Here is a 26,895-nt window from a genome sequence, read left to right on the forward strand (position 1 = left end):
TGCACCTCTTTTCTTTTAGCTTAATTTTCTTCCCAGAGCTTCTGCTTCTTCTAACATCTTAGTCTGCCATATAATATCATCTTTTTCACGTAAGTGGCCGGCAATTATGTTGCCAGCATTCTCCATCTTGTAGAAATCAAGCAGATAATTCAAATAGTCCGTCACGTTGCTAAATTGCGCAGCAGGCGCACCGCTGCAGGTAACGGTTATGTACTTTTTCCCCGGTAAGTGATTTGTAGTAAGATCAGGATTTAAAAATGCACGCATTCTATCCAGAAAGTTTTTAGTTTCTCCGCTTACATGCAGCATATATATCGGTGTTCCTACAATAAGGCAGTCGGCTTTTGCTATTTCGGGTAAAAGAGTGGTTAACTTGTCATCAATAGAACAAAAATCAACCTTTTGCCGCTGACATGCATCGCAGGCAATACATCCTTTATTATTCATTTCAGACAAATGATACATATCAACCTCATGACCGCGTTCTTTTGCGCCTTTACAAATAGCCTTTACTAGTTTTTCCGTATTTCCATCTCTTCTTGGACTCCCTACAAATGCCATGACTTTCATTTTCGTTCCTCCTATTATCCTAGTAATCATGTTATTATATTTTAAATTCTTCCCTATTCCATGCCGTTAATTTTTATTAATAATTAAACATTCATTCATTTAAGAATAGAAGAAGAAAAAATTTAAGCTTTTATAGAATCCCAGCTCATTTGAATAATTTCCTCAATATTTTGTCCCGTAAATGCAAATTCTCCGTTAAGATGCTTTTTAGCAATTTTCATTAATGGGCTAAAAGCATATATAAATATTAACTCAATATTGATGTCTTTAAAAACACCATTTTCCTTACCCTTTTCAAAAAATTCGATCAGAGGCTTAGCGATGATTTGCGCTTCTTCTTCACAAAGTCTTTGAATAAGAGGTGAGTTGATATACTGCTCAAAAAAGAGAAAATAGTCTTTATGGTTTACACAGAAACTAATGTAATTTTTTAATAGCTGTTTAAACTCCGCTTCTGTTGGCAATGATGTGTTAACGCCATATAAAAGTTTCTGTTGCATCTCTTTTTTGACTTCCAGATAGAGCTTTTTTATCATATCTTCTTTATTTTCAAAATAGACATAAATCGTTCCCGCAGAAACTCCTGCCTTCTTAGCAATCTTAGACATAGACGTTTCTGCTAAACCAACCTCATTGATAAGCTGTATTGCCGATATAATAATTTTTTCTTTTTTAGTACTATCTTTATATCTCATAATTCAATATTAAATGATCATTCATTTATTGTCAATATTAACTAACAACCTCTCTAATGTTCATTTATTCCTTCCTTATTTATACTCTCTCCACCATGGACGGCTAGGATAGCAGTTATCCCTAATGGTCATGATTTCGCCAATCCTTGGCAAAGCCACCGGTACATCTTTTTTTTGTGCTTCCGTAATTAATCTTTCTACCTGATGGGTCCAGTTGGGATTAGACTGGTTGAACATTCCCCAATGAATGGGTATCATAAGTTGTCCCATAAGATCGATCTGTGTCTGCACCGTCTGCTCCGGAACCATATGAATATCCCTAAACAAGACGGCTTGCCCGCATTCTAAAAAAGTAATGTCAAAAGGCCCATATTGTTCGCCAATTAATTTGAAGTGGGATCCATAACCACCATCACCGCTAAAAAATATATTTATCTTTTTACCTGTAATCACCCAGGAACACCACAGGGTTTTATTCCGATCTTTTAACCCCCTGCCGGAAAAGTGTTTACTAGGTGTGCAAGAAATAGTCAGGTCTGAAATATTCAATGATTCCCCATAAGTACATTCAGTTATTTTATTTTCATCAACTCCCCATTTTTTGAGGCGTTCGCCAAGGCCGCTCGGTACGCAATAATGATTTACTTTATTTTTAAGTGCCATAATCGTTTTATAGTCCATATGATCATAATGATCGTGGGATAATAGCAGAATATCAATCTGGGGCATATTCTTAAGAGATATCGGCAGTTCAGAAGTAAATCGTTTTCCGGTGAATGGCGTAAAGAGCCAAAAAAGTTCGGATAACACCGGATCACAAAGAATAATCTTGCCTTCCACTTGCATAAGAACGGTAGAATGACCAAACCAAACGGCTTTATATTCACCCTGCAAAAAATCAGTTAAATCCGTTGTAATCACGGGTATCTGCCGTCGCGGACGTCTGTCATTATTTTCTTCAAAATTCATTTTTATGCGTTTACATAGAAAATGTAAAGTACGAATATATCTCATAAAGTCTCTTCCTTGCCATATGCTTTTATTTAGTTTATCCCAGTTTCATCCCAAAATCCACCCATAACGTATTATAAATCATATTCTTAATATGATTCACATTATTTTATTATTAAATCTATGCTGGCCTTTTTCCTTTCTTAAAATATGGTTCTAATAATTCGCCGTTACCAATGATACGGAGTCCCCCGATTAATCTTAAACGGCATTGGATTAATTAATAATTCGCGTAAACGATGAATATGCAGATGTAAAGATAAAATGGGTGGATTTGGACTGGTTCAGACCGCCATGCCGAACCCCTGTCCATGCAATGAGAATAGAGGAATAGATAGTATTTAGAGCTGATCAAAAACTAATATATAACGATCAACTCCTGCAAAGCAGCCTAGCCTTGCAGGAGTTTTGTATTTTAATGGTAAATAGGATAGAAATATGGAATACTGTTTTTCGAAGAGCTTATGAACATATATTTATGACATGAGATAAAAAGAGGGAGTGACTCAAAAGAACCGTCCCTTTGAGTTTTTATGCGTATACCTTTTATTATACATTATAGCAATACCCCTATTCGTAGTTCTATTTTCCTACAAATGGGGGTATTTGTCATTGTCCGTTAAAGCTGGTTCAGTTCATAGCTCAAGGTAGGGGATTTTTTTTTATTCTATTAATTTAAGCGACTATGGTTTTTCGTACTTATTAAGAATATACCATCCATTTTCATCTACCCTAACAGTAAAAGTTATGTGTGCGTTTCCTGCACCGGTTATAATCTCACCATTTGCGTCTGCTATCACTAATGAATAAATCATATCAACGTATATTAAATTATTCTCTTTGTCCTTAGTTTGATAAATTTCTCTAAGTTCAAAATTAATTTTTAATGGCTGTGCACGTTTATTAGCCTTTTCTTTATAACTTGTATGATTTATATATTTAAAAACATCTTCCGTCATATGTTTAGAAAATTTAGTATACCCATTGTCAGTCACATAAGCTTCTTTGACTACATCATATATGTCGACATATTTCGTATATTCTCCATAGTTAATATTTTGTGTATCTGTACCTCTAGCTTCTCTGTAGTTATCCCTAATAATTAAAAATAATAGCCCGAATACACATAAAACTAAAACAATTACAATTGATGCAATTGTTTTTAAAAATTTTTTTCTGTTCACCTTTGAAACAACTTCCTTCCATTGCCAATGTAGTAAGAAAAATGAGGTTGATTTTTAAAATTCAACCCCAGATACTCATATATTAGTAGGCGTTATAAGGACAAAGAAACCTAAGTTCATCACCAGAATCAGGATATATCAAAGATAGTTTTTTATCAATATAAGAATTGCTGTGTGCGGTATAATATAAACTCCCATCTTCATCTATCTTTGTAATTATTGCTGAATGGTGCCATCCACCAAGGTCAGGGTGATAGAGCTGAACTACATCTCCAAGATTAGCATCAAGACTGCTATATGATATACGTGCGTAACCTTGATTCACCATGTAGTTTGCGAATTCCGATACCCATGTCCAAGAATGTGTTACTGCATACCCATCGCAAAACCAATCTTCTTTTGCCGGAATTCCGGCATATGTCCAGCATTGCGATACGAAATTTGTGCAGTCATGACCATCATAATAGGGATATTGCGGATTTCGATTGAGATAATATTTACGTGCATAGTATACAGCATCGTTTCGACAAAAAGCAAATGTTGCAGGTTGAGGATCAAACGAATGTCTAGCATGAAACAAATCACGTTTAGCTTCTTCCTTGCCCTGCTCCCAGGATTTCTTTGCATCATCCCAAGTGACCAATCTATCCCCACCAATCAAATTTTTTTATTTTCTTATGCTAGTCAGCTTTTACATCACTAAACTTATCAGCTTTCTGCCGTAGGACCATGGAAAATTCGCCCATACCTGCATTATCGGAGTATCTCTCATTATAATCAATTATAAAGGCATTTGGAAAATGGATTGTCCGAAAAACATGACTAGCGGAAACTACTGTAACCGTTACGTCGCGATAGGCGTCTGCGTCTTTCGCTTCAACTAACGACCATTTAAATAATTTCGTGCTTTCTTTATCTGATATTCCTTGCATGTTGTTATGAGTGAGTTTTCCAGTTACAAATAATGTAGCTGCAACATGAGTTGACTTAGCCATTGAGGTATTAGGCGTACTTACGTCAACGTATGCAGAACTAATGATGTCATCACCCAAGCTAATTTCTGTATTTTTGCCTTTAACTGATAATGTAAATCCCATTCAAAACACTCCTTAAATTTTTTACATTTTCTAATTCATCCATCGTTATACAACATGGGAGAAGTAAAGGGACGCTCTTTATGCTTCTCTCGTACTCATAGTTTAAACCAATACTTTGATTCCCGTTACTCTAGCAATCGAAGTTGTTCTATTCCTTTGATTCATCTGATCGTTTAGAACTTTGGGACGGCTTCTATACCCTTTACTTATGATAGTACTCCCCTTATAATAAAGCATTTTGTAATTCAGTACCTCTATAAAAAGGTATAGATTACCAGGAAAATCAAAAAATGGTTAAAATTCTGAAGTGTGGCGAAGATATATCCATCAAAATCCAATGAAAGCAGGAATATACAGGTCAGCTTCTTATTCGAGAGGCTGACCTTTTCATTATTGTGTAGCAAAGACTAAGAATTGAAAATTAATATGTTCCAGCAAAGCTACAGTGGGTGGATTTACAAGGTTACGGCTCACTGTGTCGAACCCCTATCCATGCAATGGGCAGAGACAATAGACAATAGTTAGATCTGATCAAAAAATCCAATATAACGACAAACTCCTGTAAAGCAGCCTAGCCCTGAGGAATTTTGCATTTTAATGGTAAATAGGATAGAAATATGGGAGACTGTTTTCGAAGAAAAGCTCATGCTTATATATGACATGAGGCAAAAAGATAGGAGCAACTCAAAAGAACCGTCCCTTGTGAGCTTTCAGCAGCTCGGCAAAAAACAGAGAGATGATGTGCTGCGCAGGTTAAAAGAACGAGAAGGAGTTACGATGCGTCAGCTATGCAGAATTACTGGCATATCTAAAAGCGTGATTGATAGAGCTTAATGGGACGGTGTCCCCGTGTCCCCGTGCGAACCCTTGTAATAATATTATGGCCTAAAACAAGATTTTCGACCTGCAAAATTTTGGTGTATTTGGTAGGAGTTCTTTTTCATAGTGGTAGAACAAATATGTTTGAAATCACCAAAAAGTAGTATTCAAATAATTTTTTAGTAGTTGGCAGGGATTTTATATTTTGTGGTAAATATTTCAAGTAAATACTTTGCGACTTTTGAAGTTAGCAGAAAACCACTTGGTACAGGGTAGAGTTAAGAGGATTTACATAAAAAATAGAGATGCTTTCGCATGGCCTACTGTTCCTTTTTGCTCCTAATCAATGCCAATGATTTGACGTGGAACGTTGGTTTGATTACTAAGATAAATAACGGTATTTATTAATATGAGGAGGTTTTGTCGGTGACAAATATACAGAAGCCTTGGATCAAACTCAAGGAGACCATTGATCATGATGATTATGATTTGATCAAGAAGCTTCAAGATCAATGTATCTATGAAGATAAAACGGCCCTAAAACTCGAGCTTGATTATAAAAACGGAGTCACTTCTGAAAATGATAAGATCTCCGGTATTAAAAACGTAAATGAATTTATGTATTTTGAGGGACAACAGATTATTGGCTATATTGGGATTTGTAGCTTTGGAGGCACTGGGTCACCGATAGAAGTAAATGGCATGGTGCAGCCTGACTACAGGCGACAAGGTGTTTTTAAGACACTAATTGAACTGGTCATAGCAGAGTGGAAGAAAAGAAATTCAGGTAGTATGCTTCTATTGAGTGACCGAAAATCAAACTCTGGACAGAAATTTATCAAGAGAACTGGTGCACAGTACAAACACTCAGAATATGAGATGTATCTCAAAGAAGATAACTTAGAACCACTTCAAAGACAATTGTGTGGAATTACTTTTAGGAAAGCCACCAATGCCGATGCCGGCGAGATTGCCCGACAAAATACGATTTATTTTAGCGACGAATTTCGGGATTTTAAAAATACTTCGAATGCTAATGAACCCGGTATCGTTTCAGCAGAAGCAGAAACGATCATACCAAATGAAGACATAGTACTACCTGAAGAGGAAGAAAAGAGGGGGATGACGATGTATCTTGTAGAGAAAGATCAACAGATCATTGGAAAAGTCCATATTCAATTAACCTCTAGAATTGGTGGAATCTATGGCTTAGGCGTATTACCTGAGCATCGTGGGAAGGGGATTGGACGAGCAATTCTAATGATGGCTATAGAAAAGTTAAAAGAAATGAATGCAAGTGAAGTTATGCTTCAAGTGGCTACTGAAAACGCTAATGCCCTCAATCTTTATAAGTCCTGCGGCTTCGTGGAGACATCGATAATGGATTATTATGAAATTAAAGCATGAGATGACATTCTGATAACGAGTCAGGTGACGGTTATTCGACTCAAAATGTTATTGAAAAATTCGTCGTTATAGGTGATACGCAGACCCCCGATTAATCTTAAGCTGCACTGTAATGAGACCGTCCCAGGGAAGATTTTTCTATTGCCAAAAATGAATAACCCTTCAACTACATATTACAGGGACGGTGGTAGTGTCTGCCGTATGATAAGAAGGTTAGTCTATACGATAATTAGGGTAACTGGAGCAAATAAAGGGATTTAGTTAATAAGACACAACACCGTCCCCGCGTCTTGTTTGCAGTTCTGTACTTGGATAGGTGCGTTATTCATCGCAGCATTTGTTGCGGCGGTAGTTAGTGAGTTTGTGTGTAGTAGTTGGGCAAAGCAAGAGCCTTCAGAGCTGCAAGAGAAATAAGAAGTTCAAGAGTAAAGTTATGCTCAGGAAGAAGCAAAGGGACGGTTACTTTACTTCTTTAGGTAAAAGGCTAAGTTCTTTGTCCGATTGACAAAAGGCAAAAGCTTTGAGGTTGAGGGTTCAGTTACAGAACGAGAAGGAGTTACGATACGTCAGCTAGCCAGAATTACGGGCATATCTAAAAGCGTGATTGATAGAGCTTAATGGGACGGTGTCCCTGTCCCCATGTCCCATATTGTTTTTTCAACTGTTTTAAAGTATAATTTCTCTATATAAACAGGGAATTTTTCAATATTCCTATATAAAACAATCCCTACCTGACATCCAGATAGAGATTGTTTTATATATTAGTCTGTATATGCGACAGCACTTATTTCAATTAATTGTGCCGGAAAAGCAAAATACGGCACTCCTACAAGAGTTCCCGCTGGACGGTGCTTTCCTAAGTATCCCTTGAACAGCCTAATGACGGAATCCGAATGCTCCCCAGCATCTGCCAGATAAATTTCCACATAAGCGAGGTTGGATTTCGTGACACCAAACTCCGCTAACACATGGTCAAGATTTTTAAGTGTCTGGCGAGTTTGCGTTTCAATGTCACCTTCGCCAATAAATGCGCCCTCCGAATCATGGGAAAATTGCCCAGAAATATAAATCGTGCCATTCACGCTGTAGGCTTGGGAAATGCCATGATCCCAAAGATTATGATTATAAGTTTTAATATTAGCCATTTTCTCTCTCCTTTACTTTAAAGTAAATTTAGTATAACAAGACAGCAAATAAAAATACAGTACGCACTTTATTGATATGTACTATCAGAAAGGATAGTGTCAATTATGGGAATGGCTGCATATAAGGGTCAGGTAAAAAATATCCAGGATACACCTTTTGGATACACCTTGTCAGTGATTGGCGGTAAATGGAAAATGGTTATCATATACCTTTTGGCAGAAAACCAGCCAGTCCGCTTTAATGACCTAAAAAGACAAATTGGCTCGATTACCTTTAAGATATTGAGTTCACAATTGAAAGAACTGGAATCAGATGGTTTGATAGAACGAAAAGAGTATCCTCAAATTCCTCCTAAAGTTGAGTACCGTTTGACAGCTAAAGCAGAAACGCTCTTGCCTGTTTTGGAAGGATTATGCGAATGGGGAGCAAGGAATCAAAATAAATAGGCTGCCCTGTCAGGCGGATTTATGTACTCCGAGCCAAGTTGACCCGAAGTACTGCTATCCGCGCAAAAACGCCGCCCATAGTCCCACTAAGGCGGCGTTTTTGCGTGGATAGCTCTATTTTCGGTTTTATTTTATGTTGTACATAGTATAGAAAGTAAGTAATGGCGTACAGCAAAATACTTGTACCATACGAAAAATCTTTAACTAAATGTCTGATAATGTATATTCCGTTTTTTCATCGCAAACCAGATAATCATGCAGTTTTTTATCAGCGGTAGCCTGGCGCGGAATGCTTGTCAGAGGCTGTCTTTCTCCCATGCAATATACGTCGTTGCAGGATGTATGATTCTTGCTAGGAACTGGTTTGATGATTTAATATTAGCTGGTTTTGAGAAAAATGACTGCGATAGTGTGATAATAGCTCTAAAACGTTGGGAGTCGATCACGGAATTAGAAAGAGGGAAAACAGCCGATAACCCAATTCCATTACCAACAATACGCACGTATATGGTTGGTTGTATTCAACCTCTAGAGGATATTGTAAAAAAATATCCAATTTAAAATTTATATTTATTAGAGGCGTCCTTAGGGGCGCTTTTTCTTATATGTAAATTTTGCAGGATAATATTACCTTTTGCCGGAGTGTGTATAAAAATGGCAGGAGGGTAATAAAAGGGACAAGGGGACGGAGGTAGTGTCTGCTAATAAGGGGAATTGTTGAAAGAAATTGCAGGACAGAACCACCGTCCCCGCGTCTCAGAATAAAAGAAATCCGACTGGGAAAGATATGGATAGAATAGAATGGAGGCTTATACCTATGGTCACAAATGAACAACTTCTTCAAACATCGAAATACTTAAATAATATAATCCTTAGCAAATGGTTATCGGATCAGTTTCTTTCCCCATTATGGATTGGGTTTGTGCTTGCCGTTCTTTTTAGCTACGCTATATTTTTCTATTTTGCCGACAAGAAACGGATTGTAGAGTTATTGCTTTTTGGCTCATTAGTGGCAGTAGCGTTTTCGGTATACTCTTCAGTTGGTCAATTATTTGGTTTTTGGGCAACATTGTTCAGGTTAGTTCCTCTACAACAAAATTTTTTCATGAGTGACCTTACAATACTACCTTTATCTGCCATGCTTCTTTACCAGTATTCGAATTCTTGGAAGTCATTCGTTGTGGCAACTGTAATTTGGGCTGGGCTGTTTGCTTTTGGATTCAATTCAATACTGGTCAGATTAAATGCTTTTATCTACCTAACCCCATTTGGCCCATATATTGATTTTGTGTTCTTAATAATTATTGGAACAATTGCAAGAGGACTTTTAATAACTCTTTTGAGTTTGCAATTTAAACAAGGAAACATGGCTTCAAAAACTTCCCTATCAAGCCTTATAGCCGAACCTGTCTTAAAACCTACTAATGACAGCGATAATGATAACGCCCCCTAGCCCCGCACAGCCGTGCAACAGTATGCATAGAGCAGTTACGTGATACTCCCTTAAGATCGCAGAGATCGGTGTATTGCCTAAATATCGAGGATCAGGGCTGATTTTCGGACTTCTGCACAGCTGTTTTTGCCTTGCTAGAGACCGGTATAGCCAGTGTGAGAGCGGGTGGATTATGGATGATAATTTCCCTTCAAGAAGTCTTATCAGCCATTTTGACGGTACGGAGTACAAGCATTATAAGGCGTTGGAGTTTGGGGTATGAACCCGCGGGTCCATCTTGATAAGGGCGGAATGCAGGGTGACGGATCGCGGTGCCGAACTCCTGTCTATGCAGTGATCATAGAGAATAGACAAAAGTTAGAGCTGATCAAAAAATCAATATAACGACAAACTCCTGCAAAGCAGCCTAGCCTTGCAGGAGTTTTGTATTTTTAATGGTAAATAGGATAGAAATATGGGAGAATGTTTTATTAGGTATTGGTAGAAATATAGTCAAAAGACTTTAGTGATTCGTAGAACCGTCCCTTGACTCTTACAATCCCATTATTACATTGTAACCACTAATATCGTTCTATCGTTTTCGCACAGTCTGACGTCCCCTCTGTCACTTTATTGAACATTGGATGACTGTGATTTCTACAAAGGGAAAGCATCATTTAACTTCTTTCTTAAACATAGCGTGTTTTGTAAAGTTGAAGACTTCTTCTGACCAGACTAGTGACCAGTCCTTAAACGGGAGAAGCAACTCAATGAGTGCCTTACCTCGTTGAGTCAACTGGTAACCTTCAAGCGTACGTTCTACAATGTCAGCTTCCCTCAGATCCTTAATACGGTCGTTCAGTATAGAAGGTGAGATCGACTCGCACCGTTCCTGGAGCTCTCTGAAGGTTGATGGGCCATTTTGCAAATTCCAGATGACACCCATAGCCCAACTCCTACCCAAAAGATCAAAAAGAGCCATAATTGGAGACCCCGATTGTGATCCTCTAACCGGTTTACCTGGACGTGGAATTGACATATTGACTCCTCCTTAATGTATAAACAGTAATATATATTATACAGCTTTTCTCAATATAAGGTAAGATATCTAAAACCCTCCCTCGTAATAGAAGAGGGGGGGTTTTAGATATCTTACTTAGTCGCGAATTTTTCAGCTAACGTCTGACCGCCGACACCAATACTGTCATACTCAAACTCATCAATAAAGACAGTATAAGAGCTTGCAGGAATATTGGTAACCTCAGTTGCTGCAGAAGTTAATTTCTCAATCAACTCCTTTTTCTTTTCAGCCGAAGTTTTTCCCATTTTCACTGTAATTACTGGCATAATCGCACCTCCTATATATTTATTGTAGCATGCTACGATAAGTATAGCATGCTTCTTTTTTAGTAGCAATATTTTTTCGAATTTTTTTTTTGGAGCTGCCCGAAGAAGAGTAGACTCAAAGGATTGTTTTTTTGTATCTTTGAGATTCAAATGATAGAATAGTTTAAAGAGAAATAGGTTGTAACGAGTGCGAAAAGGGAATAAAGGTATTGGAGGTTATTATTCGGACAAGGGAAAATAATACGGAAGAGTTGACCTTTTAAAATAAGCATACTTTTAGGTCATATCTTAGACTAGCTTTGCAGGAGTTTTGTATTTTAATGGTAAATAGGATAGAAATATGGGATACCGTTTTCAAGGAAAAGCTTATGCTAATATATTGACGATGTGAGGCGAGAAGAGGGGAGTGGATCAAAAGAACCGTCCCCTTGAGTTCTGATCGTAAATTTATGGGATGAGACAAAAAGAGGGAATGAATCAGAGGAGCCGTCCCTTTGAGTTTTTAGGAAGGTGCAAGTGTCAAGGGACCTGTCCTCTTGATACTACTCGACCTGACTCTTTCGAAAGCGCGATGTGCTGATTAAGGGCGAATTGCTTCTGCAACTGCCTTAAAGGAGAAAAGCAATCTTGTATAGCAGGAGATAGGCGGACAGCTTTCACACAAGCAAGTAGGAAGCGAAGCGGCACGGGAATATCTGATTATTGGCCCATACTAGACAGTTATTATTCCTTTTGTGCCATCTACACGTACTATTTGTCCATCTTTTAATATAGTTGTGATGCTCGGTATATCTACCACGCAGGGTAGGCCATATTCCCGCGAGACAATTGCAGCATGGGAACCTGCACTTCCGATTTCAGTGACCACCGCGGATGCTAACCTAAAAAGTGGCGTCCAAACTGGAGCAGTATAGGGTGACACAAGAATATCTCCCTTTTTTAATTTATGGAATTCAGATGGTCCTCTTACTATGCAGACTGGACCTTCATACATTCCACGACTTGCAGAAATTCCCTTAAATTCGTTTGGATTATCAATGTTTTTAGCTTGCTTTTCTTTTTTATTAAATACAGGAAACGATCCGGTAGATATCATCCAGTGAATACCCTTTTCATGGGCAGCATAGACCTTTTTATAAGCACTTTGCCTTTTGGCAATCTTTCCTTTAAGATCTAATTGTCCCGCTGCGACAGGCCCTAATTCTTCCAAGAAAAGAAAGAATATATCACTTGCTTCGCATAGGACACCTTTTTCTTCGAGCATAGTTCCAAGTTTTAAACTTAATCTGCGCACACAAGATGTGAGTTTTTCTATATAAAACAAACCTTCTTCTCGAATGATCACTCCTTCTCTGGCTAGATCAAGTATTGTAAGGAAGTTGTCATATTGTTTTTTATTTAGCACTTTTTTGATTTCATCCTTTGCCTCTTCAAGGGCAATTTCTTGCTTTTTAAAGCTTGCCTCAGAATTGAACAGCTCGTTGTCACTCACTAATGAATCAATGAGGTTATAAATGACTTCCGGCTTTTCTCGCCATGTATAGGCTGATAGGGTAGGAGCCATACTTGCCGAAGGTCTATCGCCGTATTCTGCTAAAAATGCATCAAATTCATTTTTAAATTCAGAGCTGTCTTTTCCATACAAAGCTGCTGCATGTGCAACTTTTACCAATGATTTATTCTGCAGAGCCGTTCTGAAGGGCAATGCTTTAAGGAGATTTTCTTTCACCTCTTCTTTCCGTTTTTTTCCTACCGCTTTTTTGATTAAATAGTCAAACTTTAAGTCGATAACGATATTAGGTACGAAATCAGATATCCTTTTCTGAAAAAGAACTCCCATTTCGGCTACTGCCTGATCAATCAACTTTGCTAGTTTTACTGCATCCGTTGTATTCTCTCCTTCTTCATTCATTCTTTTAATCCACAAATCTATTTCGTTAGACAAGGATTGCCAAAAAAGTCGAATGTCCATGGTGTATTCTCTAATGAGTAATTTTGGTATTTTCCATAGCATAGCAGGGGAGAATTCCGCTTGTTTAAGATCAATAGCAACACAGCCACTCTCTCTTTCGATAGGTCTCATCGGACTCTTAGGCAGACTAAAGCCCACCTCGTTGTACAAATAACTATCAAAGCCTTGATAACAGGAACAAATGTAAGCGAAATCCAACGGTGTCGGAGGTTCCGAACAATGTTCCATAGCGCTTTGCAAGCCCCAAGGAGCTTTTTTACCCTGGAAAATGATTTGATCATCAGGGCCTAAAATATCCGTATCTTCAGGGGCGGATAACTCAGTGGTGATTGGTCTGGCTTGCAGCATATAGATTTTCCCTTGTGAAAGAGCCCACTCTGTGTCCATCGGGCATCCGTAATGCTGTTCGACCGCTTTAGCAAGGTCTGTCAATTGCTGAAAATCACGGTTGCCAAGGCAGAATTCTTGCCGCTTTTTCATTGGAACTTCTTCTAGCACCGTGCCGTTTTTGCGTAGCAAAATTCTTATTCCTTTGGAACCTAAAATTTGTTCTTTGACGCTTCCGGATTTTGATAAGATGAAAGTATCTGGCGTTATTTGTCCGCTTACAATCGATTCTCCCAGACCGTACCCAGCGCTAATAAGCACTTCATCCCGTCGGCCATTGACCGGATTTGCCGTGAACATGACCCCAGCAGTCTCAGCATCGATCATTAATTGGACAACAACAGCCAAGTCTACCTTGAGATGTTCAAATCCCATACTAATGCGATAGGATATGGCCTGCGACGACCAGAGACTGGCCCAGCACTTTTTTATATTTCTAAGGATCTCATCGATCCCGCAAATGCCGAGATACGTTTCATGCTGTCCCGCAAAGGATGCAGAGGGCAAATCTTCGGCAGTAGCGCTTGAACGAACTGCAACCAATACATCAGAATGGCTGCTCAGTTCTTGAGTAAAACTAGCATATGCCCTTTTTACCTCTTCCTGCACCTCATTAGGCATGGGAGACTCTTCAATCCAGGTGGAAATGCATTGACTAGCCTCAGTTATAGCAGAAATATCATTCTCAGCGATTTTGTCCAGTTTAGCTTTTATCGACTCTTTCAGATTTGCAGCTTCCAGGTGCTTTCGATAAGCTGCTACTGTGATTACGAATCCAGGAGGAACGGGAAGCCTCGCTTGGATTAACACACCTAGATTTGCACCCTTACCGCCTGCAATTGATAAAGATTCTTTATTTAGTCCCTTTAAATTGATTGTATATTTTAACATATAACTCACTCCTCATATTATGCTTTTTGAGCTTTTATTATTTTTTGATCTTTCATAAACATGACTGCGATGATGGATAAGAGACTTGTAATTAGAGTTAACATCATCGCGTAATTCAAGGCAGCATTATAAGCTTGCTGCTGCAAAATGCCACTTGCTTGCTCAGTGATTTGATCAGCAAACTGCAAGCGGTGATTTTGAATCTGTGTTGTTAAAATGGTTATACATAGTGCCTGATTGATCTGTTTAATGGTATTTTGCAGTGCCGAGGCTCTGCCTACGAGATGGCTGGGAACCGCGTATATCCCGGCAGTTCCAACCGGCTGCATACAAAATCCCATACCAAGTCCTCTCAATGTGGATAACAACAAAATGGTTTGAACAGAACTATTCATATCCAGAAAACATAGTTGATAAGTGGTAACTGCGACAATGAAAAGACCGGGTACGGTCAATATTCTGAGTCCAACCTTGACTAGCAATCTGCCGCTTATGGCTGACGTAACCCCCGCGGCTATTGCTGAAGGAAAAAGTAATAAACCTGCGTCTAGCGCACTAAAACCTCTTACTTCCTGCAAGTATAAAGGAAGGATAAGCACACCACCCATAAAGGCAAGTCCGTGTAAAGTCTGAACGATCTGGCTCACTGTATAGTTGTATATTTTAAAAACGCGTAAATCAAGTAAGGGCTCTTTAATGGTCAGTTCATTTATGATGAAAATCACTGTACTGATGCTTCCAACAGAAAGCAGTATCAAGTTTGATATACTTCCTAAGTCCATCGAGGCGCCTTCGCTAAGAACATAGAGTAAGCTCACAATACCGATCACTGAAGAAATAAATCCGACTATGTCAAAACGTTTAAATGGCTTGGTCGGAGAATTTTCCAATGAATAGCTTGCTATTGTTATGCCTAAGATGCCAAGCGGAACGTTTACAAGAAACATCATCCCCCAATCCATGTTTGCAATAATATATCCACCGATAGTTGGCCCCAGAGCCGGACCAAACATTCCTACAATTCCCCAATATCCCATCGCTACGCCCCGTTCTTCATGGGGGAATACAGTAAAGATAATGGTGACTGCAACCGGCATAATCATACCGCCACCGATTGCCTGAATGATTCTAAACATTACCAACGAACTATTACTCCAAGATAATCCGCATAACATCGATCCCAATGTAAACATGGATAAAGCGAAAATGAATACTCTTTTCGTTCCAAAAGTGTCGATCAAAAATCCCGTCAAGGGAATTACTGCTGCTAGTGCTAGGGAATAAGCGCTTAATACCCACTTTACCTTTCTTAGGTCAACGTTGAATATATCCATGAGTTTTGGGATTGCTATATTCACAATACTTGTATCCAGCATCGTCATAAAAGTACCTAATATAATGACCGACAGAGCCAGCCATCTATTATTCCTCATCTTTATTCCTCCTAAAAAATGAAAATTTGTTGAATGATAACAAAAATCCTTAGTTTTCTAAAAGATTAGTAGCTAATAGTTAGAATTCTAATAATAAGGTTAAAAAATTACATGAACATTGTAAGGAAAATTTTACTTTAGGTTGCTGTTAATTTTTGTTAAAAGGCGAAGCAAGGTTTGAATCTCATCATCAGTTAGACATTTTGTAATATCATTTTCTATTTCTTGAAATTTTTTATCGAAGTCTTCAATTAATTCTTTTCCTTTTGGCAAGAGGTAAACTCTTTTTTCTCTTTCATTATCCTTAGGAATTCTTCTTTCAATAAAATCTTTTTTTTCAAGGCCTTGAAGCATGCTAGTTATACTGGCGTCTCGTTTCTTAAAAAAATCGGCTAACTCCTTCTGTATAATTCCTTCATTGGAATTAATGTAACCGAGGGTATGTCCTTGTTGAGAATTTAAACCGAATTCTGCAAGACTCTTGTCAGCTTTATTTTTCATTTTAATGCTTATCACTCTGAATAGATAAGAAAAAGGTTGGTTCGCCCAAGACTTGTTTTCAGCCATTTTTTTAGTTCCTTTCAAATGTGGATTATAATCTAAATTAATTTATGAACATATTCTAACAGTTAGAGTTCTAAGTGTCAACTGCTGATTATAAATGGTATAATGTTACAAGAATGTAGACACAAAAAGCTAATTGTAATTGGGTTATCCGAGAGTGTGCAAGAGCGGAATAGGCAGTAATAAGAACAAAATTATAAGAAGTAAGCAAAATAAAAGAGGTTTTCAGTGAATTTGGGTAGAAATGATGTGCTGCGCAGGTTAAAAGAACGAGAAGGAGTTACGATACGCCAGTTAGCTAAAATTACAGGCATATGTAAAAGCGTGATTGATAGAGCTTAATGGGACAGTGTCCCTGTCCCCATGTCCCTGCACTGAAAATCAGCCTAGCTTAGCAGGAGTTTTGTATTTTGATGGTAAATAGAGTAGAAATATGGGGTTTGCTTTTCAAAGATAGGCCTTCATTACGTAGCGCGGGCATGGGACAGAAGATAGTACTCAAAAGAACCGTTCCCTTGAGTTTTATAGTGAGGAGAAAAAATGAATTATTTAGCGCATATATATCTCTCAGACAACAATAATGAAAGTATGCTTGGTAATTTTCTTGGTGATTTTGTAAATAAATCTTTGGAAAATAACTTTGAGTATTCTATAAAAAGTGGTATTTTTATGCATAGAAAACTTGATAGTTTTACCGACTCAAATCCGGTTTTTCTAGAGAGCAAAAAAAGAATTTCAAGCTTGAATAGGAGATTTGCAGGGGTATTAATTGATATGTTCTATGATCACTTCTTAGCTAAGAACTGGTCTGAGTATTCTTCAATATCCTTAGAAGAATATGCTGATAATTTTTATAGTATACTTAAAAGATTTTCTTATTGTTTACCAGATAAGTTAACAACAAGGATGCCTTTAATGATAGAGGAAAACTGGCTTGTTTCGTATAGGGAGATAAATGGTATAAAAAAATCATTAGAGCGAATTTCATGGAGATTTTCTAAATCAAAGCATCCTCTATTGAACCCAGTAGATGAGTTGATTAGGAATTATGAAAGTTTAGAACTTGATTTTAAAAGTTTTTTTCCCTATGCAATTGAGTATGCAAATAAACTTAAAGGCATTCACCAGTTATAAAACCATCCCATCCCTGTCTTCTTTCATGAGATAAAGAACCGTCAGGCCGTGTGAAAAATGAGGTTATTTTTCACACGGTCTGACGTCCCTTGTGATTGCTCCCTTAAGAATGCGTGCTAATGTTGCCGCAGCAAACATGAATAAGAAACTGTTCGTCAGGGCTAACCGGGAAATCTACTGACTCAAGAGAACCGTCCCCTTGCTTCTTTTGACAATGACAAACTCCTGCAAAGCAGCTTAGCCTTGCAGGAGTTTTGTATTTTAATGGTAAATAGGATAGAAATATGGGATACCGTTTTCAAGGAAAAGCTTATGCTAATATATTGACGATGTGAGGCGAGAAGAGGGGAGTGGGTCAAAAGAACCGTCCCCTTGAGTTCCGTCAGAAGATAATCTCATATAACACTATTTAATGTTTAATACGCATTCTTCTCATAACGGCTCTGTAATATACTGCGAAACATAATAGAAAGGCAGGATTATTTTATGGAATTTAAAATGGTTAAACAGGATATATGGATTTTTACTGGATCGGAATTCAACGCAAATGCTATTTTAATTTTAAATAACGATGAGGCTGTGCTGGTTGATGGGTTAGCAAGCCGTGCAGATGCTATTGAACTTAGAGAAATCATTTCAAAAACTTTCAAGACAAAAGTGACCTATATTATAAGTACACATTATTTCAGTGACCATATGGCAGCATTTTCTCTTTTTCCAGAAAGTAAGATCATTGCCCATAAAAATTATTTGCACACTTTTACTTCTGAACTTTTTAGAAGTGAAGAAGAAAGAGCTCGTTTTGTAGAACCAAGTATAGTTTTTGATAGTTGTTTACAACTTAAATGGGGAATCTATCTACTTAATATTTTCCATAATCCTGGTCATACACTAAGCACTGTAGCTATAGATATAGAAGCGGCTGATTTAATTATTACTGGTGATCATGTCTTTGGTAATTTAGCTTATCTATGTTATTCTACCCCAGAAATGATAAGAGAAGCATTAAATAGAATTCATATGACAAAGCGAAGTATTGTCATAACAGGGCATAATGGTATAGCGTCTATGGATAAGATAAATGATGGTTTAGGATACTTAGAAAGATTAGAAAGGTATGTAAAGGAGGCTCGTGTCCATAATTCTGAGCAGTTAATTTTAAATATCAAGATTGAAGACTGTGTTAAACCTAAAGTTAATATAACTGAGCCAGAAAGAATTTTCCACCAACGCAATCTTCAACTTATTATTGATAAAGGATTATTTTCCAAATAACTTCGTATTCTTCATTTTTTTATGTAGAAATTAAGGGGACGGTTCTTTTGAGTTGTTCTCAACTATTTATATTGATGTAGCGTATATGAGAGGAGAAGCTAGGTACTCAAAAGAACCGTCCCTTTGAGTTTTCTAGTTATATTCAAGTGTGATTAATAAATCTTAAAGGAGAGTTATTATGACAAATAAAGTATTAATTTCCGGTGCGAATAAAGGGATTGGTTTTGAAACTGCCCGCCAATTAGGTCAACAAGGTTGGTCAATCTTATTGGGAGCACGTAGTGAAGAACGTGGCTTAGCAGCCGTGGAGGAGCTCAAAGCAGGTGGTGTCAATGCGGAATGGATCAAAGTAGATTTGAATGATGTGTCAACTATTCATGCTGCTGCGAAATATATTAAAGCCAATCATGCTGACTTGAATGTTTTGATTAACAATGCCGGTATCCCCGGTGACATGCATAAGGGTGCTTTAGATTTCACTTCCGTTGAATTACGGGAAGTTTTTGATGTGAATTTCTTTGGAAACTTTGAAATGATTAAAGCCTTTACACCCATATTAGCGGCTAATAATGGGCGTATCTTGAATTTGAGCATCCCAACAGTTGCCAATGATTTCTTTGCACCTTTCGCTTATATGACTAGTAAAGCGTCATTAAACTCAATGATTGCGGCTTTTGGCGCGTACTATACAAAAAATAATATCTCAGTTGAAATATTTGGTGTGATGCCGGGCGGGATTACTACTGACTTGAACGGAAATACGACAGGACCATTCATGAAGACTCTTCCGCAAGGTGGCAAGATCATTGTTGACCTTTTAACTAATGGAAAGCATTACCAAGGCAAGGTATTGAACGAATATGGCGTGGCTATGGATTATGAAGCTAATTATTTACTAAAAGCATAAAAACCATATAACTACCGCGTTAATAGGTTTATTTCAAAAAGTCATTGAAGTTATTCAAAGCATACAGAAACACGGGACTGGGATGCTGTTTTCAATAATGAAAGAAACATAGTCCCTGTCCCCGTGTTTTCTGACATGTATGCTACAAACTCCTGCAAAACAGCTTAGTCTTGCAGGAGTTTTGTATTTTAATGGTAAATAGGATAGAAATATGGGATAAAGAGGGGGATGACTCAATAGAACCGTCCCTGTGATTATTTAATGGGTTAAGATGAAACGTTGGAGATGGTAAATGATGAAAGTTGTTGGCATTAATGGAAGTCCTCGTAAAGAAGGGAATACAGCTCTATTAATTCAAACCGTGTTTAATGAACTAAATCAAAAAGGAATTGATACTGAACTGATTTCATTATCTGGTCAAAACATAAAGGGCTGTACCGCTTGTGGAGCTTGTATGAAACTAAAGAATAAACAATGCATTATGACAGACGACTTTTTCAATGTTTGTTTGGGAAAAATGATCGCCGCAGATGGCATTATTCTCGGTTCACCCGTATACTCCGCAGGAGTAACTTCACAGATAAAGGCATTAATTGATCGGTCTAGTATTGTGCTAGCCGCGAATAAGGGGCTATTAAAATATAAGGTTGGAGCCTCAGTAATTGCTGCTCGACGTGGCGGTGCGACTAGCGCTTTTGATACGTTAAATCATTTTTTACATAGTAAAGAAATGTTTCTCGTAGGCTCAACTTACTGGAATATGGCTTATGGCAATAATATAGGCGAAGTGAAGCAAGACCAAGAAGGGATGGTCAACATGAAAAATATTGGAGAAAACATGGCTTGGTTATTAAAAAAAATTCAGGGTAGTTAATGAACATTGTTTTAGTATAGAGAGACAAATTCAAAAGAACCGTTCCCTTGAGTTTTCCTAAAGGAGGATTTTGTATGAAATACATATTTCTTGCATTGTTGTGTATTGTCATTAACTTAGGACTAATCAATACCAATGCACAGGACATGAAGTCGGAGGAAAGCGCTGGAAAAAACTATATTGAACAAAGAGATACTTTTTCATATAACGGAGTGACATTACAGTATATGGTAGTTCTTCCTGCCGACTACTCCCGAATAGACCGCCCGTGGCCAATGATTCTTTTTCTTCATGGAGCTACGGCACGAGGACAGAACCTTGACTTAGTTAAAAGCTATGGGCCTCCATTGCTTGCAGAAGAGCAGGAGGATTTCCCTTATGTTGTTCTGGCTCCTCAGTGTCCTGATGGTGAATACTGGACGACTAAAGCAGACATGTTAGCTGCGCTATTGGACCATATTATAAAAGAATACAAAATAGACCCAGACCGGGTTTATCTTACAGGGACAAGCATGGGCGGTAATGGTACGTGGCATATGGTCGCCCGGCATCCCGAATACTTTGCAGCAGTCGCCCCTATGGCCGCTAGTCCGGAAATTCCAGACATTTGGAATAAACGGTTTATATCTATGCCTATCTGGGCTTTCCATGGTGACCAAGATACAATATGCCCTCTAAAAAATGATGAGGCAATGATTAACGCACTTCGTGCACATGGAGCGACACCACGTTTTACCATCTTACCTGGAAAAGGACACTACATCGGCAAAGAAGCGTACGAAAATCGTGACCTGTATGACTGGTTCCTTGCAAATACTCGTCAGCATTGACCTTCCTAAAACATGCCTTTTCCTGTGGACTTCTGGGTCAAAATGAAGTATACCCTATTCTGACGTTAACAATGGTGTTACTATTGGAGGAAGTTTATAGACTTAAAACCGTCACCTGACTCACATATGACATTTTTTTTGTTAAAACCGCAGTAATGTCAAAGGACCTGTCCCCTTGACATGTGTGATTATTCCGGGTTTGATGGTAAATCCCATGGGGAAAGAATGAGACACATTGAAGAAAAATCCGATTTTGTGATTTTAAGGAATACTCGGGAATTTGATTTGGATTTTGAAGAAAGGACAAGGGGACGGAGGTAGTGTCTGACTTAAGGGATTTTTACACGAGGTTCTAAGACACAACCACCGTCCCCGCGTCTTGTTCCGATATAAAAGGCAAGGTAATTTCAGTTAAAGGTGAAACCTTAAATATTCCCAGAAGTGAGGACATAAAATGCATTTAGAATCTCTAATGTGGTTACTTCCAATTAATTTTATGGTTCATGATTTTGAGGAAATTATATTTATCAACTCATGGATTAAGAAAAATAAAGCATATATATACGAGAAATTTCCTCAAGTGGCTAAGCGTTTTTTTCCTAAAATAGAAAACTTATCTACGGCTTCTTTTTCATTGGCAGTATTGGAAGAGTTTATATTGTTATCTGTGTTAACGCTTATCTGTGTGGAATATAGTCAATATTCTTTTTTTGCGGTGATAACGATTGGCTACTTATTCCATGTTATTGTGCATTTAGTTCAACTTATTGCTTTGCAAAGGTATATTCCTGGTGCTGGCACGGGTATAATTACAGGAGTTTTTAGTGTCTATACTTTATACTATCTAAACTGCTTAGGATTATTAAATTGGATATATATATGGTGGTTATCTCCAATAGTAATTTTTATTATTGTAGTAAATCTATATTTCTGTCACTATCTTGCAAGAAGATTTGAAAAACGATTAGATATTACTGTGATTAAGTATTAGCGTAATGCTGATACTTTTTTTGTACATATTCAACATGTATTAGAATTTAAAGAGAAATTCATTATAATTAGGTGAGGGGATATTCGAATGGTTAAAGTAGTTGTTGCCAAAGCAGATACTTATGATGAACAAGTAGTTGAATTAGCTATAAAAGAATTGCTTGATGAATTGGGAGGTATATTTCAATTTATTAAGCCTGGAGATAAGGTTTTGATCAAACCTAACATGGTAGATGCTCTTGAGTAGATAACATAAAAAGGCAAGGGGAAGTAGTGGCAGTTGTCAATAAGGGAATTATTGAAAGACGTTGCAAGACAGGACCACCGTCCCTTTGTCCCATGTTACGACGAACTCCTGCAAAGCAGCTTAGCCTTGCAGAAGTTTTGTATTTTAATGGTAAATAGGATAGAAATATGGGACACGATTTTTCGAAAAGAAGTTTATGATCATATATTTATGACATATGACAAAAAGAGGGGAATGACTCAAAAGAACCGTCCCTTTGAGTCTCCATCTGAACCGAGCCGCCTGCGGGAAGACATTTTATCGACGAAGTTCAACGTTGTTTTCTGCGATGAGGTTAAAAAAAGTATAGTTATTTTTACTCGTGATCATTAAAATGTCTGAGCATTTCAACAAACTTTTCAAGTTGGTAATCATCCCATTTTGAAATGCGTTCATAGAATATGAATTCTTTCTCTTTTAAAGCATCTGTAGCCTTTTGTAGTCCAAGCTCAGTCAAAGATAACAGTATACCTCGACGGTCACTAGGAGATGGTTCACTCTTTACGTAACCTAGACACTTGAGTTGAGTGACAAGACGACTGACAGAGCTACGATCCATAGCTGTTGATTCTGCTAAAACTGTGGCACTTGTTGGACCAAATGAGAAAAGCCAACGCACAATAAGAAAAGCCGCTGGTTGTAACGATGAATCGAAACGCTCTGCAGTTCTGACGTTGAGTGCATGTGAGGCACTAATCAGTGCATTTAACTGTTCGCCGAGCTTCAGTTCCAACTGTGCTCTCCTAGTGTTTTTGTTTTGAGTATTATTCTCCATGGTTTACCTCATTTCAATGTTAGTTGTAGGTATTCAAATATACTTGACATATATCAAATATTTAAGTATATTTGATATATGTCAAGTATATTTTTTCGTCTTGCATATGTCAAGCAATGAGACTTTATTATATCTAACAAAAGTTGATTGTCGATAAATAATATGAGTTGACAATCAATAATTAAACAAATATTAAGGAGGATTATTGTTATGTCAGCTTATCCAATTGTTGTAATTACTGGTGCCACTAGTGGTCTTGGACAATTGGTGGCAATTGAACTAGCAAAGCGTGGTAATCATATTGTATTAACAGCTAGGAGCAAGAATCGGGCTGAGATGGCTAGAAAAATGATAAAAGATTTTGCGCCAAAAGCAGAAGTAGACTTTTTTTTCGGCGACTTGTCATTAATGGAAGATGTCAGAAGGATTGGAAATGAGATTAAAGCCGCATATTCAAAGATTGATGCACTAGTGAATAATGCGGGACTGCATGCATTCGAGCAGCGGATCACATCCGAGGGATTTGCAGAAATGATAGCCGTGAATTATTTGGCACCATGGTTATTGACGCATACATTACAGGAATCTTTACTGAATTCAGAAAATGCAAGGATTGTCAATGTTGCTTCAGAAGCATCACACAACCATGGTGAACTTAAGTTGCCCGAGGACTTGACCAATACATCTACTTTTACTGCTAGAGGTTCGTCTGCGCTTTATGGAAAAACTAAACTATTTGAAATTATGTTTACTGGGGAAATGGCACGTCGACTTTCTGGGACTGGAGTCACTGTTAATGCACTAAATCCAGGTTTTAACGTAACGGGTCTCGGACGTGAGCTCTGGTTTGCATCTATGCTTGAATGCATCTTGAACTTTTTGCATATCGGAGATCCACGTAAAGGGGCTAACATTATTACTCGTTTGGTTGTTGATCCAGAATACCAGGGGGTGACTGGTGGGTATTTCAACGTTGGCACAGGCGCACCTATTGTGCCTGTATACCCTGGCGGAGATATCACCATGCAAAATAAACTGTGGAATGTTACGAAAGAATTGTTGCAACAAAGAGGTTTGATAGAATGAACAGATATAATAAGGATATCGAAAGCTTTTCAGATTTTTACGTTTATCCCCAAATTTCCGAATAAGAAGAGCTGATCAAAAATATATATAACGACAAACTCCTGCAAAGCAGCTAGCCTTGCAGGAGTTTTGTATATTAACGGTAAATCCAAGACAGGAGCACTATCCCTTGTAAGATATACTAAAACGAACCGTCCCCTTGAGTTTATATAGACGGTGTTTGGGACAACTCTATTTTTTGGTAGAGGTAAATCTTATTTGCCAGTTGCGGGACAGGTGTACCACGTTGGTATTCTGCAAAAAAAAATGGCCGCATTTTACAAAAAAATGAATTTAAAGGAAAATATAAATACTATTTGGCGAATTGTGCAAGGTATAGTTAATTATTAATTGAAGCATTTTTAACAATGGTAAATATTTATATAAATTAGTAGATTTTACTTTATACTGAGTAAACCATTCCACTAATGGACAATCTAACCATATAAATTATCGGGAGGCGTTATTCATGGAAAACAAAACCTATTACGACCCCAAAACAAAAAATCACAATATACACAGCCAAAACACCAATAAACTCAACCTATTAATTCACGAAAAGAGTCCATATTTACTTCAGTAGTCGATTGGCATCCGTGGGAGCAGAGCTTTTAACCATTATAAAATTAACTATGAGAGGCGTTTCTAGTTGAAAGAAATTTTCTATGTTGGTTGTTTATGGGGAATTTTTTGGGTCTATTGGATAATTGCCGGAATAAGGATTCGATGGAGTGTAAAAAGTGAAAATGCAGGGCAAAAAGGTATTTCGAGATTTTTGCACTTGTTTTTTGTGGTACTAGCATTTTGGCTATCATTATCAAATTATAATAATCTAATATTGTGGAAAATAATTATTATTCAAGGACAGCATATAAAAGTCATTGGTTTGTTACTTCTGACTTTATTCCTTGCATTTTCAATTTGGGCCAGAATAATATTAGGTAGAAATTGGAGTGGGGCAATACAGAAGGTACAAGGGCAGCGTCTTGTAACGAAAGGTCCCTATAAATATATTCGAAATCCAATATATACTGGAATTATTGGGGGATTTATCGGAACATTTATTACAATTGGCACTTTAGCTTCATTCATAGGAATGTTACTTAGTGTAGCGATTTACATATTAAAAATAATTAAGGAAGAGAATTTTTTAGTAGATACATTTGGAAATGAGTATGTAGAATATAAAAAAAGAACTTGGGCTTTAATACCATTAATTTTTTGACATAATTATAGTGCTAATCTATCTGGGGTTCTATTACCCAAGATTGAGATTAATGGGGGGATGACAATGACCTATTATGATCCTAGGACTAAAAATTACGACGTTAATAGTCGCAATACTAATAAATCCAATCGTTTAGTTCACGGTCCGTACTTACTCCAATATACCAATAATCCACTAGATTGGTATCCATGGGGAGCAGAAGCGTTCGGAAAGCACAGTGAGAATCGGCCTGTATTTTTGTCCGTGGGCTATTCGTAGCTGTGTTTAAAATAAATGAAAATGTTACCTTGATTTACATGCCATTGATGGCAATGGAACTAATATTTGTTTAGAGGGATAAGCGCAATTGTTAATATAAAGCTCGATAATAAAGGATCTGACGGTTCCTTTGTCTTGATAATGAGCCGTTGTAAACTCCGAATAAAAAGAGCTGATCAAAAAAGCAATATATATGACAAACTCCTGCAAAGCAGCCTAGCCTTGCAGGAGTTTTGTATTTTAATGGTAAATAGGATAGAAATATGGGATTTTAAAGAAATTCTAACTATGTAAATGAGAGAAGAAGATAGGTACTCAAAAGAACCGTCCCTTTGAGTTCTTCTTAAGAAGTTGATCATATAACAATGACAGGAGTGATTCTATGAGTGCAATATCTAAAACTCCTCAGCCTCCTTACTATGCGGTAATATTTACTTCGGTAAGAACTGAAGGTGATAATGGGTACGATAAAACGGCTAATGAAATGGTTGAACTGGGATTTAGTCAGGCAGGTTTTTTAGGGGCGGAAAGTGTCAGAGATGCTGCTGGCGTAGGTATAACTGTATCATATTGGGAATCATTAGAAGCTATTGAAAATTGGAAGGATAACGCTCGTCACAAAATAGCTCAAAAACTAGGTCAGGAGTTGTGGTATGAAAGTTTTGCAACGAGGATCTGCAAGGTGGAGCGACTTGGGCTTTTTAAAGTTGATGAGGGTGAAAAAATGATATCTAAATAATGGATAATAAATCAGAGTTCTATTTATGATTTTGGCTTAATATTGCGAGGTTATTAAGGTATCTGTGATTGAT

General features: G+C 37.5%; 29 protein-coding genes. 16 read left to right on the top strand and 13 right to left on the bottom strand.

The genetic code is table 11. From position 1 onward, the window contains the following. Positions 1 to 15: 15 nt before the first annotated feature. The 6 genes from QSJ81_RS05100 to QSJ81_RS05125 form a co-directional block, all read right to left on the bottom strand. On the bottom strand, positions 16 to 570 hold the full coding sequence (locus QSJ81_RS05100; protein ID WP_285716339.1) for a flavodoxin family protein: 555 nt from the start codon (positions 568 to 570) through the stop codon (positions 16 to 18). Between the two features lie 122 nt (positions 571 to 692). Further along, complete coding sequence (locus QSJ81_RS05105; RefSeq protein ID WP_285716340.1) at positions 693 to 1,265, bottom strand: TetR/AcrR family transcriptional regulator; 573 nt, start codon at positions 1,263 to 1,265, stop codon at positions 693 to 695. A gap of 75 nt (positions 1,266 to 1,340) precedes the next feature. Beyond that, positions 1,341 to 2,279 carry an MBL fold metallo-hydrolase gene (locus tag QSJ81_RS05110; protein WP_285716341.1) on the bottom strand — a complete coding sequence of 313 codons (939 nt, stop codon included), beginning with the start codon at positions 2,277 to 2,279 and terminating at the stop codon, positions 1,341 to 1,343. Between the two features lie 680 nt (positions 2,280 to 2,959). Further along, complete coding sequence (locus QSJ81_RS05115) at positions 2,960 to 3,460, bottom strand: hypothetical protein (RefSeq protein ID WP_285716342.1); 501 nt, start codon at positions 3,458 to 3,460, stop codon at positions 2,960 to 2,962. Positions 3,461 to 3,542: 82 nt separating this feature from the next. Further along, complete coding sequence (locus tag QSJ81_RS05120) at positions 3,543 to 4,103, bottom strand: amidase domain-containing protein (protein ID WP_285716343.1); 561 nt, start codon at positions 4,101 to 4,103, stop codon at positions 3,543 to 3,545. A gap of 37 nt (positions 4,104 to 4,140) precedes the next feature. Beyond that, positions 4,141 to 4,557: a membrane-associated protease 1 gene (locus tag QSJ81_RS05125; protein WP_285716344.1), complete on the bottom strand. Its 417-nt coding sequence runs from the start codon at positions 4,555 to 4,557 to the stop codon at positions 4,141 to 4,143. A 1,245-nt stretch (positions 4,558 to 5,802) separates the two neighbouring features. Here QSJ81_RS05125 and QSJ81_RS05130 point away from each other — a divergent pair. Continuing rightward, positions 5,803 to 6,783: a GNAT family N-acetyltransferase gene (locus QSJ81_RS05130; protein WP_285716345.1), complete on the top strand. Its 981-nt coding sequence runs from the start codon at positions 5,803 to 5,805 to the stop codon at positions 6,781 to 6,783. 761 nt (positions 6,784 to 7,544) lie between these two features. Here the strand turns inward: QSJ81_RS05130 and QSJ81_RS05135 are convergent. Next, the gene (locus QSJ81_RS05135; RefSeq protein ID WP_285716346.1) at positions 7,545 to 7,928 is read right to left on the bottom strand and encodes a RidA family protein; all 384 of its coding nucleotides are present in this window, start codon (positions 7,926 to 7,928) and stop codon (positions 7,545 to 7,547) included. Positions 7,929 to 8,033: 105 nt separating this feature from the next. Between QSJ81_RS05135 and QSJ81_RS05140 the strand changes: the two genes are divergently transcribed. The 3 genes from QSJ81_RS05140 (at position 8,034) to QSJ81_RS05150 (ending at position 9,828) form a co-directional block, all read left to right on the top strand. After that, a complete protein-coding gene (locus tag QSJ81_RS05140; RefSeq protein ID WP_285716347.1) occupies positions 8,034 to 8,375 on the top strand; it encodes a winged helix-turn-helix transcriptional regulator in 342 nt (113 codons plus the stop codon). 342 nt (positions 8,376 to 8,717) lie between these two features. Continuing rightward, positions 8,718 to 8,936: a hypothetical protein gene (locus QSJ81_RS05145; RefSeq protein ID WP_285716348.1), complete on the top strand. Its 219-nt coding sequence runs from the start codon at positions 8,718 to 8,720 to the stop codon at positions 8,934 to 8,936. Between the two features lie 256 nt (positions 8,937 to 9,192). After that, positions 9,193 to 9,828 carry a hypothetical protein gene (locus QSJ81_RS05150; protein WP_285716349.1) on the top strand — a complete coding sequence of 212 codons (636 nt, stop codon included), beginning with the start codon at positions 9,193 to 9,195 and terminating at the stop codon, positions 9,826 to 9,828. A gap of 652 nt (positions 9,829 to 10,480) precedes the next feature. Here QSJ81_RS05150 and QSJ81_RS05155 read toward each other — a convergent pair. The 5 genes from QSJ81_RS05155 to QSJ81_RS05175 form a co-directional block, all read right to left on the bottom strand. After that, the gene (locus QSJ81_RS05155; RefSeq protein WP_285716350.1) at positions 10,481 to 10,846 is read right to left on the bottom strand and encodes a winged helix-turn-helix transcriptional regulator; all 366 of its coding nucleotides are present in this window, start codon (positions 10,844 to 10,846) and stop codon (positions 10,481 to 10,483) included. Positions 10,847 to 10,959: 113 nt separating this feature from the next. Next, complete coding sequence (gene dmpI, locus QSJ81_RS05160) at positions 10,960 to 11,154, bottom strand: 4-oxalocrotonate tautomerase DmpI (protein WP_285716351.1); 195 nt, start codon at positions 11,152 to 11,154, stop codon at positions 10,960 to 10,962. A gap of 712 nt (positions 11,155 to 11,866) precedes the next feature. After that, positions 11,867 to 14,404, bottom strand: a complete 2,538-nt coding sequence (locus QSJ81_RS05165) for a PEP/pyruvate-binding domain-containing protein (protein WP_285716352.1) — start codon at positions 14,402 to 14,404, stop codon at positions 11,867 to 11,869. Positions 14,405 to 14,421: 17 nt separating this feature from the next. Next, positions 14,422 to 15,837, bottom strand: a complete 1,416-nt coding sequence (locus QSJ81_RS05170; protein ID WP_285716353.1) for a DHA2 family efflux MFS transporter permease subunit — start codon at positions 15,835 to 15,837, stop codon at positions 14,422 to 14,424. A 132-nt stretch (positions 15,838 to 15,969) separates the two neighbouring features. Further along, positions 15,970 to 16,404: a MarR family winged helix-turn-helix transcriptional regulator gene (locus QSJ81_RS05175; RefSeq protein WP_285716354.1), complete on the bottom strand. Its 435-nt coding sequence runs from the start codon at positions 16,402 to 16,404 to the stop codon at positions 15,970 to 15,972. Between the two features lie 537 nt (positions 16,405 to 16,941). On the opposite strand from QSJ81_RS05175, the gene QSJ81_RS05180 reads away from it, so the two are divergent. From QSJ81_RS05180 to QSJ81_RS05215, 8 genes are all read left to right on the top strand, one after another. Further along, on the top strand, positions 16,942 to 17,535 hold the full coding sequence (locus QSJ81_RS05180) for an acyl carrier protein phosphodiesterase (protein WP_038672654.1): 594 nt from the start codon (positions 16,942 to 16,944) through the stop codon (positions 17,533 to 17,535). A 486-nt stretch (positions 17,536 to 18,021) separates the two neighbouring features. Beyond that, the gene (locus QSJ81_RS05185) at positions 18,022 to 18,810 is read left to right on the top strand and encodes an MBL fold metallo-hydrolase (RefSeq protein ID WP_285716355.1); all 789 of its coding nucleotides are present in this window, start codon (positions 18,022 to 18,024) and stop codon (positions 18,808 to 18,810) included. 178 nt (positions 18,811 to 18,988) lie between these two features. Continuing rightward, a complete protein-coding gene (locus tag QSJ81_RS05190) occupies positions 18,989 to 19,717 on the top strand; it encodes an SDR family NAD(P)-dependent oxidoreductase (protein WP_285716356.1) in 729 nt (242 codons plus the stop codon). A gap of 292 nt (positions 19,718 to 20,009) precedes the next feature. Further along, positions 20,010 to 20,591, top strand: a complete 582-nt coding sequence (locus tag QSJ81_RS05195) for a flavodoxin family protein (RefSeq protein WP_285716357.1) — start codon at positions 20,010 to 20,012, stop codon at positions 20,589 to 20,591. A 74-nt stretch (positions 20,592 to 20,665) separates the two neighbouring features. Then, complete coding sequence (locus tag QSJ81_RS05200; protein ID WP_285716358.1) at positions 20,666 to 21,421, top strand: carboxylesterase family protein; 756 nt, start codon at positions 20,666 to 20,668, stop codon at positions 21,419 to 21,421. Between the two features lie 454 nt (positions 21,422 to 21,875). Next, complete coding sequence (locus QSJ81_RS05205) at positions 21,876 to 22,412, top strand: HXXEE domain-containing protein (protein WP_285716359.1); 537 nt, start codon at positions 21,876 to 21,878, stop codon at positions 22,410 to 22,412. An 87-nt stretch (positions 22,413 to 22,499) separates the two neighbouring features. Then, positions 22,500 to 22,658: a hypothetical protein gene (locus tag QSJ81_RS05210; protein ID WP_285716360.1), complete on the top strand. Its 159-nt coding sequence runs from the start codon at positions 22,500 to 22,502 to the stop codon at positions 22,656 to 22,658. Positions 22,659 to 22,684: 26 nt separating this feature from the next. Continuing rightward, on the top strand, positions 22,685 to 22,816 hold the full coding sequence (locus tag QSJ81_RS05215) for a hypothetical protein (protein WP_285716361.1): 132 nt from the start codon (positions 22,685 to 22,687) through the stop codon (positions 22,814 to 22,816). A 197-nt stretch (positions 22,817 to 23,013) separates the two neighbouring features. On the opposite strand, the gene QSJ81_RS05220 is transcribed toward QSJ81_RS05215, so the two are convergent. Continuing rightward, positions 23,014 to 23,472, bottom strand: coding sequence for a MarR family winged helix-turn-helix transcriptional regulator (locus tag QSJ81_RS05220; protein ID WP_285716362.1), 459 nt, complete (start codon positions 23,470 to 23,472; stop codon positions 23,014 to 23,016). Between the two features lie 210 nt (positions 23,473 to 23,682). Here QSJ81_RS05220 and QSJ81_RS05225 point away from each other — a divergent pair, with 210 nt between their 5' ends. The 4 genes from QSJ81_RS05225 to QSJ81_RS05240 all read left to right on the top strand — a co-directional run bounded on the left by QSJ81_RS05225 (position 23,683) and on the right by QSJ81_RS05240 (position 26,822). After that, positions 23,683 to 24,558, top strand: a complete 876-nt coding sequence (locus QSJ81_RS05225) for an SDR family NAD(P)-dependent oxidoreductase (protein ID WP_285716363.1) — start codon at positions 23,683 to 23,685, stop codon at positions 24,556 to 24,558. A 688-nt stretch (positions 24,559 to 25,246) separates the two neighbouring features. Next, positions 25,247 to 25,822: a methyltransferase family protein gene (locus tag QSJ81_RS05230; protein WP_285716364.1), complete on the top strand. Its 576-nt coding sequence runs from the start codon at positions 25,247 to 25,249 to the stop codon at positions 25,820 to 25,822. A gap of 66 nt (positions 25,823 to 25,888) precedes the next feature. Continuing rightward, positions 25,889 to 26,083: a DUF255 domain-containing protein gene (locus QSJ81_RS05235; RefSeq protein WP_285716365.1), complete on the top strand. Its 195-nt coding sequence runs from the start codon at positions 25,889 to 25,891 to the stop codon at positions 26,081 to 26,083. A gap of 382 nt (positions 26,084 to 26,465) precedes the next feature. Further along, complete coding sequence (locus QSJ81_RS05240) at positions 26,466 to 26,822, top strand: antibiotic biosynthesis monooxygenase family protein (protein ID WP_285716366.1); 357 nt, start codon at positions 26,466 to 26,468, stop codon at positions 26,820 to 26,822. Positions 26,823 to 26,895 lie beyond the last annotated feature (73 nt).

Source organism: Pelosinus sp. IPA-1, assembly GCF_030269905.1.
In the GTDB taxonomy this organism is placed as follows: Bacteria; Bacillota; Negativicutes; order DSM-13327; family DSM-13327; genus Pelosinus.

Excerpts from the sequence above, each read along its gene's own strand:
- QSJ81_RS05205 (WP_285716359.1), top strand. The coding sequence starts at position 21,876 with ATGCATTTAGAATCTCTAATGTGGTTACTTCCAATTAATTTTATGGTT.
- QSJ81_RS05110 (WP_285716341.1), bottom strand. The coding sequence starts at position 2,279 with ATGAGATATATTCGTACTTTACATTTTCTATGTAAACGCATAAAAATG.
- QSJ81_RS05240 (WP_285716366.1), top strand. The coding sequence starts at position 26,466 with ATGAGTGCAATATCTAAAACTCCTCAGCCTCCTTACTATGCGGTAATA.
- QSJ81_RS05125 (WP_285716344.1), bottom strand. The coding sequence starts at position 4,557 with ATGGGATTTACATTATCAGTTAAAGGCAAAAATACAGAAATTAGCTTG.
- QSJ81_RS05235 (WP_285716365.1), top strand. The coding sequence starts at position 25,889 with ATGACCTATTATGATCCTAGGACTAAAAATTACGACGTTAATAGTCGC.
- QSJ81_RS05135 (WP_285716346.1), bottom strand. The coding sequence starts at position 7,928 with ATGGCTAATATTAAAACTTATAATCATAATCTTTGGGATCATGGCATT.
- QSJ81_RS05155 (WP_285716350.1), bottom strand. The coding sequence starts at position 10,846 with ATGTCAATTCCACGTCCAGGTAAACCGGTTAGAGGATCACAATCGGGG.
- QSJ81_RS05100 (WP_285716339.1), bottom strand. The coding sequence starts at position 570 with ATGAAAGTCATGGCATTTGTAGGGAGTCCAAGAAGAGATGGAAATACG.
- QSJ81_RS05190 (WP_285716356.1), top strand. The coding sequence starts at position 18,989 with ATGACAAATAAAGTATTAATTTCCGGTGCGAATAAAGGGATTGGTTTT.
- QSJ81_RS05165 (WP_285716352.1), bottom strand. The coding sequence starts at position 14,404 with ATGTTAAAATATACAATCAATTTAAAGGGACTAAATAAAGAATCTTTA.
- QSJ81_RS05150 (WP_285716349.1), top strand. The coding sequence starts at position 9,193 with ATGGTCACAAATGAACAACTTCTTCAAACATCGAAATACTTAAATAAT.
- QSJ81_RS05220 (WP_285716362.1), bottom strand. The coding sequence starts at position 23,472 with ATGGAGAATAATACTCAAAACAAAAACACTAGGAGAGCACAGTTGGAA.
- QSJ81_RS05195 (WP_285716357.1), top strand. The coding sequence starts at position 20,010 with ATGATGAAAGTTGTTGGCATTAATGGAAGTCCTCGTAAAGAAGGGAAT.
- QSJ81_RS05175 (WP_285716354.1), bottom strand. The coding sequence starts at position 16,404 with ATGGCTGAAAACAAGTCTTGGGCGAACCAACCTTTTTCTTATCTATTC.
- QSJ81_RS05210 (WP_285716360.1), top strand. The coding sequence starts at position 22,500 with ATGGTTAAAGTAGTTGTTGCCAAAGCAGATACTTATGATGAACAAGTA.
- QSJ81_RS05185 (WP_285716355.1), top strand. The coding sequence starts at position 18,022 with ATGGAATTTAAAATGGTTAAACAGGATATATGGATTTTTACTGGATCG.
- QSJ81_RS05140 (WP_285716347.1), top strand. The coding sequence starts at position 8,034 with ATGGGAATGGCTGCATATAAGGGTCAGGTAAAAAATATCCAGGATACA.
- QSJ81_RS05225 (WP_285716363.1), top strand. The coding sequence starts at position 23,683 with ATGTCAGCTTATCCAATTGTTGTAATTACTGGTGCCACTAGTGGTCTT.
- QSJ81_RS05170 (WP_285716353.1), bottom strand. The coding sequence starts at position 15,837 with ATGAGGAATAATAGATGGCTGGCTCTGTCGGTCATTATATTAGGTACT.
- QSJ81_RS05105 (WP_285716340.1), bottom strand. The coding sequence starts at position 1,265 with ATGAGATATAAAGATAGTACTAAAAAAGAAAAAATTATTATATCGGCA.
- dmpI (WP_285716351.1), bottom strand. The coding sequence starts at position 11,154 with ATGCCAGTAATTACAGTGAAAATGGGAAAAACTTCGGCTGAAAAGAAA.
- QSJ81_RS05200 (WP_285716358.1), top strand. The coding sequence starts at position 20,666 with ATGAAATACATATTTCTTGCATTGTTGTGTATTGTCATTAACTTAGGA.
- QSJ81_RS05180 (WP_038672654.1), top strand. The coding sequence starts at position 16,942 with ATGAATTATTTAGCGCATATATATCTCTCAGACAACAATAATGAAAGT.
- QSJ81_RS05145 (WP_285716348.1), top strand. The coding sequence starts at position 8,718 with ATGATTCTTGCTAGGAACTGGTTTGATGATTTAATATTAGCTGGTTTT.